Annotated in this window: 17 protein-coding genes; 15 read left to right on the top strand and 2 right to left on the bottom strand. The window is 60.3% G+C overall.

Going from position 1 to position 16,340, the window contains the following annotated elements; translation table 11 throughout:
- The first annotated feature begins 171 nt into the window (after nucleotides 1-171).
- Nucleotides 172-1,065, top strand: coding sequence for an AraC family transcriptional regulator (locus tag BLL36_RS00600; protein WP_076949557.1), 894 nt, complete (start codon nucleotides 172-174; stop codon nucleotides 1,063-1,065).
- 178 nt (nucleotides 1,066-1,243) lie between these two features.
- On the opposite strand, the gene BLL36_RS00590 is transcribed toward BLL36_RS00600, so the two are convergent.
- Nucleotides 1,244-2,908: an electron transfer flavoprotein-ubiquinone oxidoreductase gene (locus tag BLL36_RS00590; RefSeq protein ID WP_076949556.1), complete on the bottom strand. Its 1,665-nt coding sequence runs from the start codon at nucleotides 2,906-2,908 to the stop codon at nucleotides 1,244-1,246.
- Between the two features lie 517 nt (nucleotides 2,909-3,425).
- On the opposite strand from BLL36_RS00590, the gene BLL36_RS00585 reads away from it, so the two are divergent.
- The 14 genes from BLL36_RS00585 (at nucleotide 3,426) to BLL36_RS00520 (ending at nucleotide 14,999) form a co-directional block, all read left to right on the top strand.
- The gene (locus BLL36_RS00585) at nucleotides 3,426-4,175 is read left to right on the top strand and encodes an electron transfer flavoprotein subunit beta/FixA family protein (protein WP_076949555.1); all 750 of its coding nucleotides are present in this window, start codon (nucleotides 3,426-3,428) and stop codon (nucleotides 4,173-4,175) included.
- A gap of 2 nt (nucleotides 4,176-4,177) precedes the next feature.
- Nucleotides 4,178-5,107: an electron transfer flavoprotein subunit alpha/FixB family protein gene (locus BLL36_RS00580; protein WP_076949554.1), complete on the top strand. Its 930-nt coding sequence runs from the start codon at nucleotides 4,178-4,180 to the stop codon at nucleotides 5,105-5,107.
- 76 nt (nucleotides 5,108-5,183) lie between these two features.
- On the top strand, nucleotides 5,184-5,999 hold the full coding sequence (locus BLL36_RS00575; RefSeq protein WP_076949553.1) for a substrate-binding periplasmic protein: 816 nt from the start codon (nucleotides 5,184-5,186) through the stop codon (nucleotides 5,997-5,999).
- Between the two features lie 9 nt (nucleotides 6,000-6,008).
- Nucleotides 6,009-6,371: a DUF4398 domain-containing protein gene (locus tag BLL36_RS00570; RefSeq protein WP_076949552.1), complete on the top strand. Its 363-nt coding sequence runs from the start codon at nucleotides 6,009-6,011 to the stop codon at nucleotides 6,369-6,371.
- Entirely contained in the window at nucleotides 6,368-7,216 is an 849-nt protein-coding gene (locus BLL36_RS00565) for an OmpA family protein (protein ID WP_076949551.1), read from the top strand. Before BLL36_RS00570 ends, BLL36_RS00565 begins: the two co-directional genes overlap by 4 nt.
- A gap of 168 nt (nucleotides 7,217-7,384) precedes the next feature.
- On the top strand, nucleotides 7,385-8,827 hold the full coding sequence (locus BLL36_RS00560; RefSeq protein WP_076949550.1) for an aminotransferase-like domain-containing protein: 1,443 nt from the start codon (nucleotides 7,385-7,387) through the stop codon (nucleotides 8,825-8,827).
- 112 nt (nucleotides 8,828-8,939) lie between these two features.
- Nucleotides 8,940-9,416, top strand: coding sequence for a translation initiation factor 2 (locus BLL36_RS00555; RefSeq protein WP_076949549.1), 477 nt, complete (start codon nucleotides 8,940-8,942; stop codon nucleotides 9,414-9,416).
- A gap of 162 nt (nucleotides 9,417-9,578) precedes the next feature.
- On the top strand, nucleotides 9,579-9,833 hold the full coding sequence (locus BLL36_RS00550; protein ID WP_076949548.1) for a YkgJ family cysteine cluster protein: 255 nt from the start codon (nucleotides 9,579-9,581) through the stop codon (nucleotides 9,831-9,833).
- Between the two features lie 41 nt (nucleotides 9,834-9,874).
- On the top strand, nucleotides 9,875-10,480 hold the full coding sequence (locus BLL36_RS00545; RefSeq protein WP_076949547.1) for an START domain-containing protein: 606 nt from the start codon (nucleotides 9,875-9,877) through the stop codon (nucleotides 10,478-10,480).
- A 79-nt stretch (nucleotides 10,481-10,559) separates the two neighbouring features.
- Complete coding sequence (locus BLL36_RS00540; protein WP_076949546.1) at nucleotides 10,560-10,820, top strand: hypothetical protein; 261 nt, start codon at nucleotides 10,560-10,562, stop codon at nucleotides 10,818-10,820.
- 214 nt (nucleotides 10,821-11,034) lie between these two features.
- Entirely contained in the window at nucleotides 11,035-11,376 is a 342-nt protein-coding gene (locus BLL36_RS00535; RefSeq protein WP_076949545.1) for a ribonuclease E inhibitor RraB, read from the top strand.
- Nucleotides 11,377-11,834: 458 nt separating this feature from the next.
- Complete coding sequence (locus tag BLL36_RS00530; protein ID WP_076949544.1) at nucleotides 11,835-13,244, top strand: circularly permuted type 2 ATP-grasp protein; 1,410 nt, start codon at nucleotides 11,835-11,837, stop codon at nucleotides 13,242-13,244.
- Nucleotides 13,245-13,248: 4 nt separating this feature from the next.
- Nucleotides 13,249-14,199 (top strand): alpha-E domain-containing protein, encoded by a 951-nt coding sequence (locus BLL36_RS00525; protein ID WP_076949543.1) that lies wholly within the window; start codon nucleotides 13,249-13,251, stop codon nucleotides 14,197-14,199.
- Nucleotides 14,196-14,999 (top strand): transglutaminase family protein, encoded by an 804-nt coding sequence (locus BLL36_RS00520; protein ID WP_076949542.1) that lies wholly within the window; start codon nucleotides 14,196-14,198, stop codon nucleotides 14,997-14,999. Before BLL36_RS00525 ends, BLL36_RS00520 begins: the two co-directional genes overlap by 4 nt.
- 121 nt (nucleotides 15,000-15,120) lie before the next feature.
- Here the strand turns inward: BLL36_RS00520 and BLL36_RS00515 are convergent, their stop codons facing one another.
- Nucleotides 15,121-15,927 (bottom strand): c-type cytochrome, encoded by an 807-nt coding sequence (locus BLL36_RS00515; RefSeq protein WP_076949541.1) that lies wholly within the window; start codon nucleotides 15,925-15,927, stop codon nucleotides 15,121-15,123.
- Between the last annotated feature and the right edge of the window lie 413 nt (nucleotides 15,928-16,340).

Genomic DNA, 16,340 nt, shown 5'->3' with positions numbered 1-16,340 from the left:
CGCGAAAACGATGAAAAGTGAGGTGGGCCATTTTCCGCGCCGCCTCTGGAGGCGGCCATGGTGATTGCTCCGAGTCTCATGCCTATTCGTCCGGGAGTGCCCCTTGTTTGGATTTTTGTGTCCCCGGACCTGCGATGATGCTCTCATCCCTTTTCAGCGAAGTTTTTTGCCATGATGTTGACCCGCCATCTCGACGCCAACGCCACGCTGGTTGCCTTGATAGAAGGGCTTACGCCCCGCGACGGTTTTTCGCCCACCCACCTGCCCGGTGTGCAGGTGCTGCGCGCCAGTTGCGACGTGGCGCGTGGGCCGCAGATCTACGAACCGAGCCTGATGTTCGTGGCCCAGGGCAGCAAAGTCGCCTACCTGGGCCCACGTACGTTGGAGTATGGCGCCGGGCATTACCTGATCCAGGCAATGCCGGTGCCGTTCGAGTGCGAGACCTTTGCCATGGCGCCCGATGCACCGCTGCTGGGCGTGACGGTGGGGATTGATCGCGTGGTGCTGGGCGAATTGGTGATGGCCATGGGCATTCAGGCCGGGCCACCGCCGACGGCGCAGACCCTGGCGTCGATGAGTTCGGTGGTGCTCGATGATGCCATGCGCGGTTGTGTCGAGCGGCTGTTGCAGTGCCTGCACGATCCGCTGGAAAGCCGGATCCTGGGCCCGGCGCGGGTACGCGAATTGCTCTTCACCGCGTTGCGCGGGCCGCAAGCCGACGTGCTGCGCGCACTGGTGGAGCAACAGGGGCAGTTTTCGCGGATTGCCACTTCGTTGAATCACCTGCATGCCCATTACGCCGAGCCGCTGAATATCGAGACATTGGCCGGTTATGCGCATATGAGTGCGTCGACGTTTCATGAGCACTTCAAGCGTTGCACGCTGTTGTCGCCAGTGCAGTACCTCAAGCGCCTGCGCCTGCTCAAGGCCCAGCAGTTGCTGCTGGTGGAAGGCATGGGCGTGGCGCAGGCGGCGCACAGTGTGGGGTACCAGAGTACGTCGCAGTTCAGCCGCGAATACAAGCGCTACTTCGAGCGCAACCCTGGCGAAGAGCGGGTTGCATAGAAATTCCAGACAGAGCGCAATCCAACTGTGGGAGCTGGCTTGCCTGCGATGCAGGCGACTCGGTATATCAGGCACACCGCAGTGATGCCATCGCAGGCAAGCCAGCTCCCACATTTGATTTGTGTTGACCATAAAAAAGGCTCCCGGTCCGGGAGCCTTTTTTGGTCAAGCAACCGCCTTACATATTCGGGTAAGTCGGGCCACCTGCGCCTTCCGGCGTGATCCAGGTAATGTTCTGCGAAGGGTCCTTGATGTCACAGGTCTTGCAGTGCACGCAGTTCTGGGCGTTGATCTGGAAGCGCTTCTCGCCGTCTTCCTTGGTCACCACTTCATACACGCCGGCCGGGCAGTAGCGTTGTGCCGGTTCATCGTAGAGCGGCAGGTTGGTGCCGATCGGGATGCTCGGGTCCTTGAGTTTCAAGTGGCACGGTTGCTCTTCTTCGTGGTTGGTACCGGAGATGAACACCGAGCTCAGCTTGTCGAAGCTCAGCTTGCCGTCGGGTTTGGGGTAGTCGATCTTCTTGCTGTCTTTGGCCAGCTTCAGGCAGGCGTAGTCCGGCTTGGTGTCGTGCAGGGTGAACGGCATCTTGCCGCCGAGGATGTTCTGGTCGAACCAGTTGAAGCCGGCGCCGAGGATCGGACCGAACTTGTGCATCGCCGCGCCGAAGTTACGGCTGGCGAACAGCTCTTCGTAAAGCCAGCTGGCTTTGAAGCCCTCAACGTAGTTGGTCAACTCGTCGCCACCTTCGGACTGCGCCAACAGGCGCTCGGCCACGGCATCGGCCGCGAGCATGCCGGACTTCATCGCGGTGTGGCTGCCTTTGATCTTGGCCACGTTCATGGTGCCCAGGTCGCAGCCGATCAACGCGCCGCCTTTGAACACCATCTTCGGCAGCGAATTGATGCCGCCCTTGGCCAAGGCGCGGGCACCGTAGCTGATGCGCTTGCCGCCTTCCAGGTATTGGGCCAGCACCGGGTGATGCTTGAGGCGCTGGAATTCGTCGAACGGCGACAGGAAGGTGTTGCGGTAGGACAGGTCGACGATCAGGCCCACGACCACCTGGTTGTTTTCCAGGTGATAAAGGAACGAGCCACCGGTGTTCTCGTTGCCCATGATGTCCAGCGGCCAGCCGGCGGTGTGCACCACCAGGCCTGGTTGATGCTTGGCGGGGTCGATTTCCCAGATTTCCTTGAGGCCGATCCCGTAGTGCTGGGTGTCGGCGTCGCTGTCCAGGTTGAAGCGCTTGATCAGCTGCTTGCCGATATGACCACGGCAGCCTTCGGCAAACAGCGTGTATTTGCCGCGCAGTTCCATGCCTGGGGTGTAGACGCCTTCTTTGGGCTTGCCTTCACGGTCGACGCCGAGGTCGCCGGTGATGATTCCGCGCACTACGCCGTTCTCGTCGAACAGTGCTTCCTGGGCGGCGAAGCCTGGGTAGACTTCCACACCCAGGTTCTCGGCCTGCTGGGCCAGCCAGCGGCATAGGTTACCCAGGGAGATGATGTAGTTGCCTTCGTTGTGCATGGTCTTGGGCACAAAGAAGTCGGGCACCTTGGTGGATGCATCACTGCTGCGCAGTACATAGATGTCATCGCGCACCACGGGGGTGTTGAGCGGGGCGCCGAGGGCTTTCCAGTCCGGGAACAGTTCGTTCAGGGCGCGTGGTTCGAACACGGCACCGGAAAGGATATGCGCGCCGACTTCTGAGCCTTTCTCGACCACGCAGACGCTGATTTCCTTACCGGCTTCGGCGGCCTTCTGCTTCAGCCGGCAGGCGGCGGACAGGCCAGCCGGGCCAGCGCCGACGATGACCACGTCGAATTCCATGTATTCGCGTTCCACAGGCTATCTCCTACTCAAGGCTCAACAGGCTTTTTCTAATGGGTGGAGGTTCGGTGTCGGGTCCATCATCACTGTGCCAAATAGCAGGGGATGACTCACCTTTCTCTCTAGGTGGCGCATTATATCTACACCACTGCCAGCGTCCAATACAAACGTTTGTTTGAATTGCCCGCAGGCTAGGTAAATCAAAGTGGTGCGGCTTATGACTGGCTATTTTGCCGTATTGACCAGAATAGGCGTTCCGGTCAATATACGGTCGGTTTTGCGCTTACCGTAGGCAGACTGCAGGTTTCAAGAGCACGTCCAAAAGCAAGGCGGGTGCTGCGCGCGCTAGCAATGGCGCGCAGTTTACACGCTGCGATAACGAATGACCTCTCGGTCACTACTGACGAACGGTCATCTGCCCCGCGCTGTGTCACTCGCCGAGGTTTTTGGAGGTGCCCTTGTGTGCCGATGAGCATCAACCGCCAGGTTCGCCTAGGCGACTTTCTTTTCACCGGAGAGTAACGAGGAATCCATGAAGGTTCTTGTAGCTGTCAAACGCGTTGTCGATTACAACGTGAAAGTTCGCGTCAAGGCGGACAATTCCGGCGTCGATCTCGCTAACGTCAAGATGTCGATGAACCCTTTCTGCGAAATCGCCGTGGAAGAAGCCGTACGCCTGAAAGAGAAAGGCGTGGCGACTGAAATCGTCGTGGTGTCCATCGGCCCTACCACTGCTCAAGAGCAGCTGCGTACCGCCCTGGCATTGGGCGCCGACCGCGCCATCCTGGTTGAATCCGCTGAAGACCTGACCTCCCTGGCTGTGGCCAAGTTGCTCAAGGCTGTTGTCGACAAGGAACAGCCTCAGTTGGTGATCCTTGGCAAACAGGCCATCGACAGCGACAACAACCAGACTGGCCAGATGCTGGCTGCACTGACCGGTTACGGCCAGGGCACCTTCGCTTCCAAAGTGGAAGTGAGCGGCGACACGGTTGCGGTCACCCGCGAAATCGACGGCGGCGCACAGACCGTTTCGTTGAAACTGCCGGCCATCGTCACCACCGACCTGCGTTTGAACGAGCCGCGCTATGCGTCCCTGCCAAACATCATGAAAGCCAAGAAGAAGCCGCTCGAGTCGCTGACTCCAGAAGCTTTGGGCGTTTCCACCGCCTCCACCAACAAGACCGTCAAGGTTGAAGCGCCGGCTGCTCGCAGCGCAGGCATCAAGGTCAAGTCGGTGGCTGAACTGGTCGAGAAACTGAAAAACGAAGCGAAGGTGATCTGATCATGGCTATCCTCGTAATCGCGGAACACGACAACAAGGCGCTGGCTCCGGCTACGCTGAACACCGTGGCTGCCGCTGCAAAAATCGGCGGCGACATTCACGTGCTGGTTGCAGGTCAGGGCGCTGGCCCGGTGGCTGAAGCCGCCGCGAAAATCGCCGGCGTCAGCAAAGTCCTGAACGCTGACAATGCCGCTTACGCGCATCAGTTGCCGGAAAACGTTGCACCGCTGGTAGCCGAGCTGGGCAAGGGCTACAGCCACATCCTGGCGGCCGCCACCTCCAACGGCAAAAACATCCTGCCGCGCGTTGCCGCGCAGCTGGACGTTGACCAGATCTCCGAGATCATCTCGGTAGAGAACGCCGACACCTTCAAGCGCCCGATCTACGCCGGTAACGCCATCGCGACCGTACAGTCCAATGCTTCGGTCAAGGTCATCACCGTACGCGCCACCGGTTTCGACCCGGTTGCCGCCGAGGGTGGCTCGGCTACCGTTGAAGCCGTCGCTGCCGCCCACGACGCTGGCACCTCCAGCTTTGTTGGCGAAGAGCTGGCCAAGTCGGACCGTCCTGAGCTGACCGCTGCCAAGATCGTCGTTTCGGGCGGCCGTGGCATGCAGAACGGTGACAACTTCAAGCACCTGTACGCCCTGGCCGACAAGCTGGGCGCGGCGGTCGGCGCTTCCCGCGCGGCGGTCGACGCAGGTTTTGTACCCAACGATATGCAGGTCGGCCAGACCGGCAAGATCGTCGCGCCACAGTTGTACATCGCCGTCGGTATCTCCGGCGCGATCCAGCATTTGGCCGGTATGAAAGACTCCAAGGTGATCGTTGCGATCAACAAGGACGAAGAAGCACCGATCTTCCAGGTGGCCGATTACGGCCTGGTGGCGGACTTGTTCGAAGCCGTACCTGAGTTGGAGAAGCTGGTCTAATCCAGCCGCTTCACTTATAAAGAGCCCGGCCCTTGTGACCGGGCTTTTTTTTGGACTTTTGTTGGAGCACCTTGCCATGGACCTGCGCCCCTTGACCCTGCTGTTGGGCCTTATGTTGCTGCCGACGCTGTCGCTGGCCGCCGGCAAGTGCGAGCGCCTGGTGATCACCGGCAGCCCGGACGCACCGCCCTTGCTCTGGCGCGACCCGCAAGACCCCACGCACTTGATCGGCGCCACCGCCGATGTGTTGCAGCAGGTGGCCAAGGACCTCGGGTTGAAAATCGACCTGCTTTACGGCGGCAAGCGCTCCCTGGCCTTGGAAGAAGTGCGCACTGGGCGCATGGATATCCTCGCCGATGCACCGCTGACCGTCGGCGAGCTGGAAACCCTCGACTACATCCACCCGGCGCTGGTGCAAACCGACTATCTCGTCTGGACGCGCAAGGATTCGACGCTGGTCTACGCCACGGCTGCCGATCTGCATGGCCTTAAGGGCGCCCTGTCGGAGCGCGCGCGCCTGACCCGCGAATTTGAAGCCTTCGCCGGCCAGCAACTGACGCTGCAGCGCTTTCCCAGCTTGACCCCGGCGTTCCAGAAACTGTTGCTGGGGGAGGTGGACTACGTGTTGGCCGGGCGGTATTCCGGCATGGCCATGGCGCAGACCTTGGGCATGAGCAATGACCTGATCGCCCGCGAGGTGCCCATCGATCAGCCGGGCCTGTACCTGGCGATTTCCCACAACTCGGCCTGCAATGATCCGTGGTTGCGCGGACAGCTCGCTAAAAAGATGACAGAATTGCAGACGTCCGGTGTGGCGCAAACCGCGCTGCAGCGCAATCTGGAGCGCTGGAAAGCACAATTGCAGCAGCCCGTCGGCACCCAAACAAAGTAGGAATTTTCAGTGACTCTTCGACCTCTTTTCGCGGCCCTCGCCGTTGTCGCTCTGGCGGGATGTGCAGCCGATCCTGCGCCGAATGAACAAATGCGCCTCACCCAGCAAGCCTTGGAACAAGCCGGCGCGGTGGGTGCCAGCAAGGACGATTCACCTGAACTGAAACTGGCCGCGGACAAATTCGCCCAGGCCCAGGCCGACATGGCCGACCAGTCCTACAAGGACGCGCGCATGCAGGCCGAACAAGCCGAGCTGGATGCGCGCCTGGCCGAAGCCCAAGTGCTGACCCGCAAGAGCCAGGAACAACTCAACGTGCTCAACACTCGCATCACGCGCCTGCGCAAGCAATTGCAGTTGGGGGAAGCACAATGAGCCCGATGATCCGTGGTTTGGGTTGTGCCGTGTTGCTGGGCAGTGCGGTGCTGGGCGGTTGCGCCAGCCATCCAAGTGGCGAGCAGGCCCTGCAGCAGGCGGGCAGCGACTTCCAGAAGGTCAAGGAAGACGCCAACGTGTTGCGCATTGCCCCCAAGGATGTGATCCGCGCCGGTGAGTCCCTGGCCCGCGCCGACCGCTTGTCCAGCTACTGGGGCAGCGGCGCAGACGTGGTGCATTACGCCTACCTGAGCCAGCGCTACAGTGCCATCGCCCGTGAGCACACCGAGCAGGCACTCAATGAAGAGCGCGGCGCCAAGCTCGAACTGGAACGCCAGCGCCTGCAACTGGCCCTGCGTGAAAGCAAGCTGATCAGTGTGCAGCAGCAGGGCAAATGGCTCGAGGAGCAGATCGCCAGCCTGACCACCACCCAGACCGATCGCGGCCTGGTGATGACCCTGGGCGACGTGCTGTTCGATACGGGCGAAGCGGAGCTGAAAAACTCGGCCAACCGCACCGTGCTGAAAATCGTACAGTTCCTGCAGCTCAACCCCAAGCGCGTGGTGCGCATCGAGGGGTATGCCGACAATACCGGCGGTGAGCGCGAAAACCTCAAACTGTCCCGCGACCGCGCGCAGTCGGTGGCGGATGTGCTGGAGGACCTGGGGATCGACGAAAAACGTATCCAGGTCGAAGGTTATGGCGATCAGTACCCGGTGGAGGCCAATGCGTCCGAACGGGGCAGGGCACAGAACCGCCGCGTGGAAATTGTGTTCTCTGACGAATCAGTCAAGGATACTCCAACTGAACCACCGCTTTCGCGAGCAAGCCCGCTCCCACATTGATTATGCATACACCCAAAACTATCAATAAGCCATTCTCTGCAGGGCTACAGTTTTTACTGTCACTCCCGCCCGCGCTCGACTATTGTGGCAACTGTTCCCGTACACTTCTAAACTGTGCCGGTATGTTTCACACAAAAATAAAATACCCGTGGAATCGAGTGCTGCGTCATGACCAATCTGTTGCTTTACCAACGTATCGCCCAGCAACTGGCTGAGGACATCCGGCGCGGTGTCTATCAACCGGGCGAGCGCGTGCCTTCGGTGCGCAAGATGAGCTCCCAGTTGAACGTGAGCCACGCGACGGTGTTGCAGGCCTACGCCAATCTCGAGGACCAGGGGCTGATCCGGGCGCGACCGCAGTCCGGCTATTACGTGCACCAGACGCCCGCGCTCACCGCGCCGACGCCGGACATCGCACGGGTCGAGCGCCCCGGGTTGGTCACGCGCAGCAGCATCATCCAGCAGGTGTTGGGCGAATCGCGCCGCGAAGGCGTATTCCCGTTGGGCGCCGCCGTGCCCAGCGTGGACTACTTGCCGGTGCGTGCGCTGCACCAGCAATTGGCCAAGGTCACGCGTTTCCAGAGCCCACGGGCGTTCAGCTACATGTTCAGCCCCGGTTTCGAACCGCTGCGCCGCCAGGTGGCGATCCGCATGCGCGATGCGGGCGTGGTGGTGGACCCTTCCGAGGTGGTAATCACCCACGGTTGCGTCGATGCACTGCAGATGTCGCTGCGGGTGTTGACGCGGCCCGGCGACCTGATTGCCGCAGAGTCACCAACCTATTACGGCCTGCTGCAATTGGCCGATCTGCTGGGCCTGAAGGTCATCGAGATTCCCAGCGATCCATCCACCGGCATGAGCCTGGAAGCCCTGCAACTGGCGGCCAACCAATGGTCGATCAAGGCGCTGGTGCTGACCACGCGCCTGAGCAATCCGCTGGGCGGCACCATGCCCGAGGAGCGGCAGAAACAGTTGCTGCGCCTGGCCTCTGATTTCGATATCCAGATTGTCGAGGACGATATCTACGGCGAGTTGATGTTCGAACTCGGCCGTACCAAGGCCCTGAAAGCCTATGACCGTCTGGACCGGGTCATCTATTGCTCAAGCTTTTCCAAGACATTGTCCCCAGGCGTGCGCATCGGCTGGATGATCGCCGGCAAGTACCAGCAGGAGATCCAGCGCCTGCAGATGTTCAGCACCCATTCGGCGTGCAGCGTCACCCAGATGGGCGTCGCGGCTTACCTGGAAAACGGCGGCTACGATCGGCACTTGCGCTATATCCGCCAGGAATACCGCAAGAACCTCAGCGCTTTCCAGCTGGCGGTGCAGCAATATTTCCCGGAAGGCACGCAGATGACCCGTCCGACCGGCGGCTTTATCCTGTGGGTCAGTTTGCCCGGACGGGTCAATACCCAGGAACTGCACGTACGCGCACTGCAACAGGGCATCAGCATTGCGCCGGGGTTGATCTTCAGTAACACCGAGCAGTTCAACCACTGCATTCGCCTCAACTGCGGCACACCGTGGAACCGCGAGGCAGAGCGCGCGCTGATGACCCTGGGGATGCTGGCCAGCCAGCTCTGCCAGGAAACGGCGGCGGCTGCGCTCTAGGTGTAATTGGAACGTCAGAGGGAAAAATCCTATAGCACGCTGATCACTGCGCTTGTCATGGCGTGCACAACAAGCGAGCATATGGGCATCTGCCGTAAATGCTGTAGGCAATATGACCTCTATTTTTCGCGCTGTTCTGGTGATTGGCTTGTTAGGCCTGTGCAACGTCGGCACAGCGCTGGCGGCGCCACCTGTGAGCGATTCCAAGCCCGCCGCTGAACAGAACGCCGCGAAAAAGACGGTCCCCGCCAGCAAAGCGCCTGCCGTGAAGAAGCAAACCGCCAAAGCCAAGAAACGGGCTGCCCGTAAGTCCAAGTCGGCCCGTGAAGTGGCGCAGACACAATTGCCACCGGCACAGTTGGATCTGTCCCTGCCGTCGGACATGGTCAGGCATTTGCAGCCGATTGGCACCGTGCCCAAACCCAAGAGCGTTCCCTTGCTGCCGCCCATGTTTGGCGAGAAGCCCACTGACAACAGCGCGTTCCAGATCAACGGCCGTCTGCTGAGCAATGAAATGAAGCTGCAATTGCGCAACGAAGAACGGCGTGATGTGGAAGGTGCAGCGCTGGAATTCGAGTTCAAGCAGTAAATGTTTGCGGCAAAGGTGATGCAGGCTCACGACCATGTGTCGGAGACTGGCCGGTCACTTCTGATTTCAGCGAAAAACCCCTGTTAGACCATTTTAAAACGGCTGTTTAAGGGCGTACTCTAGCCCGGCCATCCCCTTTGAGTCGTCGAGAACCTGCTGATCATGAATTGCCGTGAAGGCTGTGGCGCCTGCTGCATCGCCCCCTCCATCAGCTCGCCTTTGCCGGGAATGCCACAGGGCAAACCGGCTGGCGTTCGCTGCCTGCACCTGTCGGTCGAACAGCTGTGCCTGCTGTTCGGGCAGCCCGAGCGACCGGCGGTGTGCGGCGAGTTCAAGGCGGATATCGAAGTCTGCGGTACCGACCAGGCCGATGCGATCCGGTTGATCGGCTGGTGGGAGCAGATGACGGCGGCGTGATGGGCTTTACTACCCGAACTTCAACAATAAGGAATACACCCATGGGTTCGCTGAAACGAATGGCTGTGCTGTGTGGTTTTACGCTGGTGTTTGCGGCTGCTGCCCAGGCAGAGGATTGGCAAGTCGCCAAGGACGAAGACGGTATCAAGGTATCCCTGAGCGAAGTGGCCGGCTCCAAGTACAAGGCGTATCGCGGTGTGACCCTGATCAAGGCGCCTGTGGCCAAAATTGTTGCCTTGCAGGAAGACGTGGCGGGTGCCTGCGCCTGGATTCACGAGTGCAAATCCCAGAAACTGGTCGACAGCAAAGGCGACGAAGCCTGGACCTACACGCAATTCAAGGCGCCGTTCCCGGTGACCGATCGTGACTCGTACATCCATGTCACCACCACCAAAAATGCCGATGGCAGCGTCACCCGCACCTTGCAGGGCGTGCCTACCTACAAGCCCGAAGAAAAAGGCTATGTGCGTGTCGCTCAGGTCGAGGGTTTCTGGAAGCTGGTCCCCAAGGGCGCCGATCAGACTGAAGTGACCTATCAGGTGCACACCGAGCCAGGTGGCAGCGTGCCGTCATGGCTGGCCAACAAGTTCGTGGTGGAGGCGCCGTTCAACACCTTGAAAGCCTTGAAAGATCACGCTGAAAAATAACCGCGGTTAATCCGGTGCCTTCAGCCTTGAGCGGAACGTTTGCCGAACCCTCAAGGTCCAGATAGATGTGAGCCCACACATGGGTTTTATCGAGGAGGCACCGATGCCGAAGTGGAATATTTCTTTCATCAATGACCGTGGTGAGCCGGTAGTCGAGCAATTCGATTGCGAGCATGAGCCGACGCTGGAAGAAGCCGCACAATTGGTGCGAGTGCGTGTGTCGCCGGTGTTGGAAAAGCTGGACCTTAACGATCTTGCCGATCGTGTGCCCGATCCCACGGTCAAGAGCCTGCATGATCAAAATGGTATCAAAGACCTCAAGGTCGAACCCGCCGCCTGAACATTTCCTGTATGCCCTTCAAGCGCCTCTGGTGGAGGTGGTAGCTTCGCGCTACTCTGCAACTGAGATCAGCGAATGAATCGCTAAAGGTCTGGTCTTGTCAGCTACATGCTTGTTTTCCTGCGGTGCTTTTATTTGCCGTAGCTCCCGCGCCGGTACGGCGCGGGCCAGGGGAGCACGGAAAGTCTATCCATCAATTCGAGGAGCACTTTTCATGAGCACAGCCTATCAAGAAGACATCAGCACCAACGTTCTGCGCCGCATGAAAGAAGGCGGCTTCGATTTCTCGCGTTTTCACCCCATCGAGTTCTACGCCATTTTCCCGGATGAAGAACGGGCGCGCAGGGCTGCGGGTGAGTTTCGTGGGGAATCCCTGAATGCCCAGGTCAGTGTGCGCGACGATGGGGCCTGGTACCTGGAACTGAGCAAAATCATGTCTGCAACCTACGACGGCATAGGAGACTTCGAGCAAGACTTTGAGGCGGTGGTCGAGCCGCTGGGCGGGATCATCGAAGGATGGGGCGTGAAGCAGGAGGTGCGTGGGTTACCCATGTAGCAGCCAGTAGTATGAGAAACACAGCGTATCGGCTGGCCTTTGGGTCGGCCGATTTTGTTTGTGGCGCCGGAAAATTTACGGAACTAGCGTCGCCCTTTTTTGCACCAAAAAAAAGGCCACCCGAGCAGGGTGGCCGAAAGGGAAGACCGGGAGGTCGGTCGGTACACGAAGCACTACGTTACCGATGGCGCAAAGGGTTTAGCTGTAGGACGCGTCCTGTTCAGCTGATGGTGGTGATTATCTGCAGGCTTGGCCGGGCAGTGAAATCAACTCTGGCTATGCTGTTGATAGTCAAAGCCCGCATTGCGATGAAGCGTGGGGCAGTACACCGGGCATTCTGCGCACCAGGACGGTGCGACCAGATTCCGGTGGTTATTCAACTCACTGATATTTAAGTGTTTATGCCGCTGGCACGGGCCTTGCGATGGTTCTTGCGTCCGGGTGACAAGGAGTACGGCATGATCCGCACTTATTACGATGAAATGTACGATGGGGCAGGACAGGTCCGGCCTCATTATCGCGAGTTCGCCCGTTGGTTGGCCGACACCCCCGCCGAGCTGCTGGCCCAGCGCCGGCGCGAAGCCGATTTGCTGTTCCACCGCGCTGGCATCACCTTCACCCTCTACGGCGACGAGCAGGGCACCGAGCGCCTGATTCCCTTCGACACCATCCCGCGCAGCATCCCCGCCAGCGAATGGCGAGTAGTCGAGCGTGGCTGCATCCAGCGGGTCAAGGCGCTGAACATGTTTCTCGCCGACCTCTATCACGAACAACGCATCATCAAGGCCGGGATCATTCCTGCGGAACAGGTGCTGGCCAACGAACAATACCAACTGGCCATGCAGGGCTTGAACCTGCACCGCGATCTGTATTCCCACGTTTCCGGAGTGGACCTCGTACGCGATGGCGACGGCACGTACTACGTGCTGGAAGACAACCTGCGTACGCCCAGCGGCGTCAGCTATATGCTCGAAGACCGCAAGATGATGATGCGCCTGTTCCCCGAACTGTTCGCCGCCCAACGCATTGCGCCCATCGACCACTATCCCAACCTGCTGCTCGACACCCTGAAAAGCTCCAGCCCGCTGGATAACCCCAGCGTGGTCGTACTGACCCCGGGTCGCTTCAACAGCGCATTTTTCGAGCATGCGTTTCTCGCCCGGGAGATGGGCGTGGAACTGGTGGAAGGCGCTGACCTGTTCGTGCGCGACGACCGCGTGTTCATGCGCACTACCGACGGTCCGCAGGCCGTGGACGTGATCTACCGGCGTCTCGACGATGCGTTCCTCGATCCGCTGGCCTTCAACCCGGACTCCATGCTCGGCGTGCCCGGCCTGCTCGCGGCATATCGCTGCGGCAATGTGGTGCTGGCCAACGCTATCGGCACCGGGGTGGCGGATGACAAGTCGGTGTATCCCTTCGTCACCGAGATGATCCGTTTTTACCTGGATGAAGAACCTGTCTTGAAGAACGTTCCAACCTTCCAATGCCGCAAGCCTGATGAGTTGTCCCACGTTTTGGCCAACCTGCCGGATCTGGTGGTGAAGGAAACCCAGGGCTCCGGCGGCTACGGCATGCTCGTAGGGCCGGCGTCCACGGCGGCGGAAATCGAAGCGTTCCGCGCGCGAATCAAGGCCAAGCCCCACGCTTACATCGCTCAGCCAACCCTGTGTTTATCCACCTGCCCGACCTTTGTCGAAAACGGCATCGCGCCGCGCCATATCGACCTGCGCCCGTTTGTACTGTCCGGCAAGGAAACCCGTGTGGTGCCAGGCGGCTTGACCCGCGTGGCGTTGCGCGAGGGCTCGCTGGTGGTCAACTCATCCCAGGGTGGCGGCACCAAAGACACCTGGGTGGTCGAGGACTGATGCCATGCTGAGTAGAACTGCCTCGGATCTGTACTGGATGTCACGCTACCTGGAACGCGCGGAAAACCTTGCGCGCATGCTCGATGTCAGCTATTCGCTGTCGCTGATGCCCCAGGATGGGCGGGGCGATGGCCTGCATGAACTGGCCATGCCGCTGTTGATCACCGGCACCCTGGAGGATTACCACGAGCGCCACGGCGAGTTGCACGCCGAACGCCTGTTGCATTTTTTCGCGCTGGATGCCGCCAACCCCGCGAGTATCTACAGTTGTCTGGGCGCTGCGCGGTCCAGCGCCCATGCGGTACGTGGGCGAATTACCGCCGACATGTGGGAAAACATCAACGCGACTTGGCTGGATATTCGTGACATTGCTCAGCAAGGGCTTAGCCGTTATGGCATGAGCCGGTTTTGCGAGTGGGTCAAGGAACGTTCCCATCTGTTTCGCGGCGCCACCTACGGCACCATCATGCGCAACGACGCGTTCCGGTTTATTCGGCTGGGCACCTTTATCGAACGCGCCGACAACACCTTGCGCCTGCTGGATGCGCGTTACGAAATGGCCGGCGATCGTGCCGAAGCCGTCACCGATGGCACCGCCCACGCCTACTACCAATGGAGCGCCTTGCTGCGCGCATTGTCGTCGTTCGAGGCCTACACCGAGATCTACCGCGATGCCCCCGGCGCCCGGCAAGTGGCGGAGTTGTTGCTGTTGCGCGCCGACGTACCGCGCTCACTGCGCGCGTGCAGTGAAGAGATCGACCAGATTCTCGCCAGCCTGCCTGGCCTCAACGGTCGACCGGCCCAGCGCCTGGCCGCCGAAATGGACGCGCGCCTGCGCTTCACCGCCATCGATGAAATCCTCGAGGAAGGCCTGCATGCCTGGCTGACCGACTTTATCCCCTTGGTCCGCCAGTTGGGCGACGCCATCTACGCATCCTACCTGGAGGCCGCATGAGACTCTCCATCAGCCACGAAACCACCTACCGCTATGAAGACCAGGTGCGCGCCAGCATCCAGTACCTGCGCCTGACGCCCCACGACAGCGAGCGCCAGCATGTACTCAGCTGGCAGCTTGACCTGCCGCGCCCGGTGCGCGCCCAAGTGGACCCGTTCGGCAATATCCTGCATGTGCTGACCTTGGACGAGCCCCACGACGCCATCGTCATCGGCGCCCGTGGCCTGGTGGATATCGACGAATTGCGCGAGGCCGAACACGAGAGCCAATCGGCGTTTCCGTTCCTGCGTTGCACCCGCTTGACCGAGCCCGACGACGCTCTGCGCGGTTTTGCCGCGCAGAATTGTCATCAGCGTCGCGACCGCACCGCGCTGATCGACCTGATGCATGCGCTCAACCAGGTGATGGTCTACACGCCCGGCGCGACCGAAGTCGACACCTGCGCCGCCCAGGCCTTCGCCGGCCGTGCGGGCGTGTGCCAGGACCACACCCATGCGTTCCTGGCCTGCGCGCGCAGCCTGGGCATTCCAGCGCGGTATGTGTCGGGTTATTTGTACACCGAGGACAGCACGCACCTGGCCAGTCACGCCTGGGCCGAAGCCTGGCTGGATGACGCCTGGTACAGCTTTGACGTGACCAACCAGCTGGCGCGCCCGGAGCGGCATCTGAAACTGGCGGTGGGGTTGGATTACCTCGATGCCTGCCCGGTACGCGGCATGCGCCGTGGCGGTGGGCATGAGCAGATGCATGCCAAGGTGTCTGTGGCGCCGACGCCGGTGGTTTCAGTGCAACAGCAATAGACAACACCTGTACCAATGTGGGAGCTGGCTTGCCTGCGATTGCGGTGGGTCAGCTACTTATAAGTCGACTTACAGTCCGCTATCGCAGGCAAGCCAGCTCCCACAGGGGATTGTGATGGGGTCAGGGTTGTTGTTTACGCTTGGCCATATGCTTTAAATACCCCACCAGCAACTCCAGCTCATCGTCCGGCAACACACTGGCGGTGAACGCTGGCATCTTGGCCTGTGGCCAATGCCGCACGCTTTGCGGGTCACGGATGTAACGCTTGAGGAAGTCGCCGCCGAAATATTCGGTGGGGCTGTAGGGGATATTGAGGTCCGGTCCTACCTGCGCATCGCCGGCGCCATTGAGGCGGTGACAGGCCAGGCAATTCTTTTGAAACAGCACGAACCCTTGGTTGATCGGGTCATCGGCCGCCAGTTTCGGGTCGGGCAATAACGCCGGAAAGCGCTCGGCCACTGTCTTCAATTGCTTGATGCGGGCGATCTGGAATGGCCACTGCTCAGGGCTGATATGCCCCGCTTGCGGGTCGGTCCACACCAGGTAGAACGGCCCGGCACTCGGTTTGCCGTCTGCCAGCGCAGGCCATGGCTGAGCAGGATCTTCCACTGCCAGCCAGGCGCGAGCGCCGTGTTGTTGCAGCAGCGGCGCCGCCGTCAGTTCGGCGGCGAAACCATCAAGGGCAACGGCCTGCAGGTGGCTCTCAGCGGTTAATCCCGGTAAGAGTACGGCCAGCGGCACGGCCTGATAGGTCATGGTGCGCTTGTAGGAAACGTCATCAACGATTTGCACCGTTTGCGCTTGCGGGTGCTTGAGCAGGTCCTCGGTTTGCCAGGTCTTGCTGGCGTGGTCGAGTTCGAGGGTTAACTGCGCCGCCGATACGGGCAGGGCGATCAGCAAGCCGAGAAGAACGAGAAAGCATTTCAAGAGGGAGGCCCGGTGTTAGTGGCGATGGCGCTCACGATAGCCGAAATCGGCGCGTAAAAAGACAGCCCCTGCAGGACCGCTATGCGCAATGTCCCGGGCAGGTGCTGCCAAAAGCTGCATACCTGGCGCTGTGCAGGCACGGAATGTGAGGGGTGAGGCGTCACCCAATGACCTTGGTCAAATTGGGCAAGATCAGAATCAGTGTGGTGGCGAACAGAATAAGTCCCGCCTGACGTACTTTCGAATGTTTGAACATGGCTGACTGCCTTTTGTTGTTATTCCTGAGCGTCAAATACGTGCCGGTGTTATTTCCAGTATGGCAAGATGACGTGTCGCTTTTCTTACCGTTGCTCCAGCAAAACCCGGCAGCAACCTCCTACTGATTGAACCTTAGAGCCCTCGTTCTGCGTGGC

Origin of the sequence: Pseudomonas cedrina subsp. cedrina (assembly GCF_001983175.1) — a bacterium.
Classification (GTDB): domain Bacteria; phylum Pseudomonadota; class Gammaproteobacteria; order Pseudomonadales; family Pseudomonadaceae; genus Aquipseudomonas; species Aquipseudomonas cedrina.
The sequence above is the reverse complement of the archived record's forward strand: the minus strand, read 5'-3'. Positions and strand labels throughout refer to the sequence as shown.

What these genes read in the sequence shown, in the direction of transcription:
- BLL36_RS00600 (WP_076949557.1), top strand. Translation starts at nt 172, where the DNA reads ATGATGTTGACCCGCCATCTCGACGCCAACGCCACGCTGGTTGCCTTG.
- BLL36_RS00545 (WP_076949547.1), top strand. Translation starts at nt 9,875, where the DNA reads ATGGGTTCGCTGAAACGAATGGCTGTGCTGTGTGGTTTTACGCTGGTG.
- BLL36_RS00525 (WP_076949543.1), top strand. Translation starts at nt 13,249, where the DNA reads ATGCTGAGTAGAACTGCCTCGGATCTGTACTGGATGTCACGCTACCTG.
- BLL36_RS00560 (WP_076949550.1), top strand. Translation starts at nt 7,385, where the DNA reads ATGACCAATCTGTTGCTTTACCAACGTATCGCCCAGCAACTGGCTGAG.
- BLL36_RS00575 (WP_076949553.1), top strand. Translation starts at nt 5,184, where the DNA reads ATGGACCTGCGCCCCTTGACCCTGCTGTTGGGCCTTATGTTGCTGCCG.
- BLL36_RS00580 (WP_076949554.1), top strand. Translation starts at nt 4,178, where the DNA reads ATGGCTATCCTCGTAATCGCGGAACACGACAACAAGGCGCTGGCTCCG.
- BLL36_RS00565 (WP_076949551.1), top strand. Translation starts at nt 6,368, where the DNA reads ATGAGCCCGATGATCCGTGGTTTGGGTTGTGCCGTGTTGCTGGGCAGT.
- BLL36_RS00550 (WP_076949548.1), top strand. Translation starts at nt 9,579, where the DNA reads ATGAATTGCCGTGAAGGCTGTGGCGCCTGCTGCATCGCCCCCTCCATC.
- BLL36_RS00540 (WP_076949546.1), top strand. Translation starts at nt 10,560, where the DNA reads ATGGGTTTTATCGAGGAGGCACCGATGCCGAAGTGGAATATTTCTTTC.
- BLL36_RS00535 (WP_076949545.1), top strand. Translation starts at nt 11,035, where the DNA reads ATGAGCACAGCCTATCAAGAAGACATCAGCACCAACGTTCTGCGCCGC.
- BLL36_RS00530 (WP_076949544.1), top strand. Translation starts at nt 11,835, where the DNA reads ATGATCCGCACTTATTACGATGAAATGTACGATGGGGCAGGACAGGTC.
- BLL36_RS00520 (WP_076949542.1), top strand. Translation starts at nt 14,196, where the DNA reads ATGAGACTCTCCATCAGCCACGAAACCACCTACCGCTATGAAGACCAG.
- BLL36_RS00585 (WP_076949555.1), top strand. Translation starts at nt 3,426, where the DNA reads ATGAAGGTTCTTGTAGCTGTCAAACGCGTTGTCGATTACAACGTGAAA.
- BLL36_RS00555 (WP_076949549.1), top strand. Translation starts at nt 8,940, where the DNA reads ATGACCTCTATTTTTCGCGCTGTTCTGGTGATTGGCTTGTTAGGCCTG.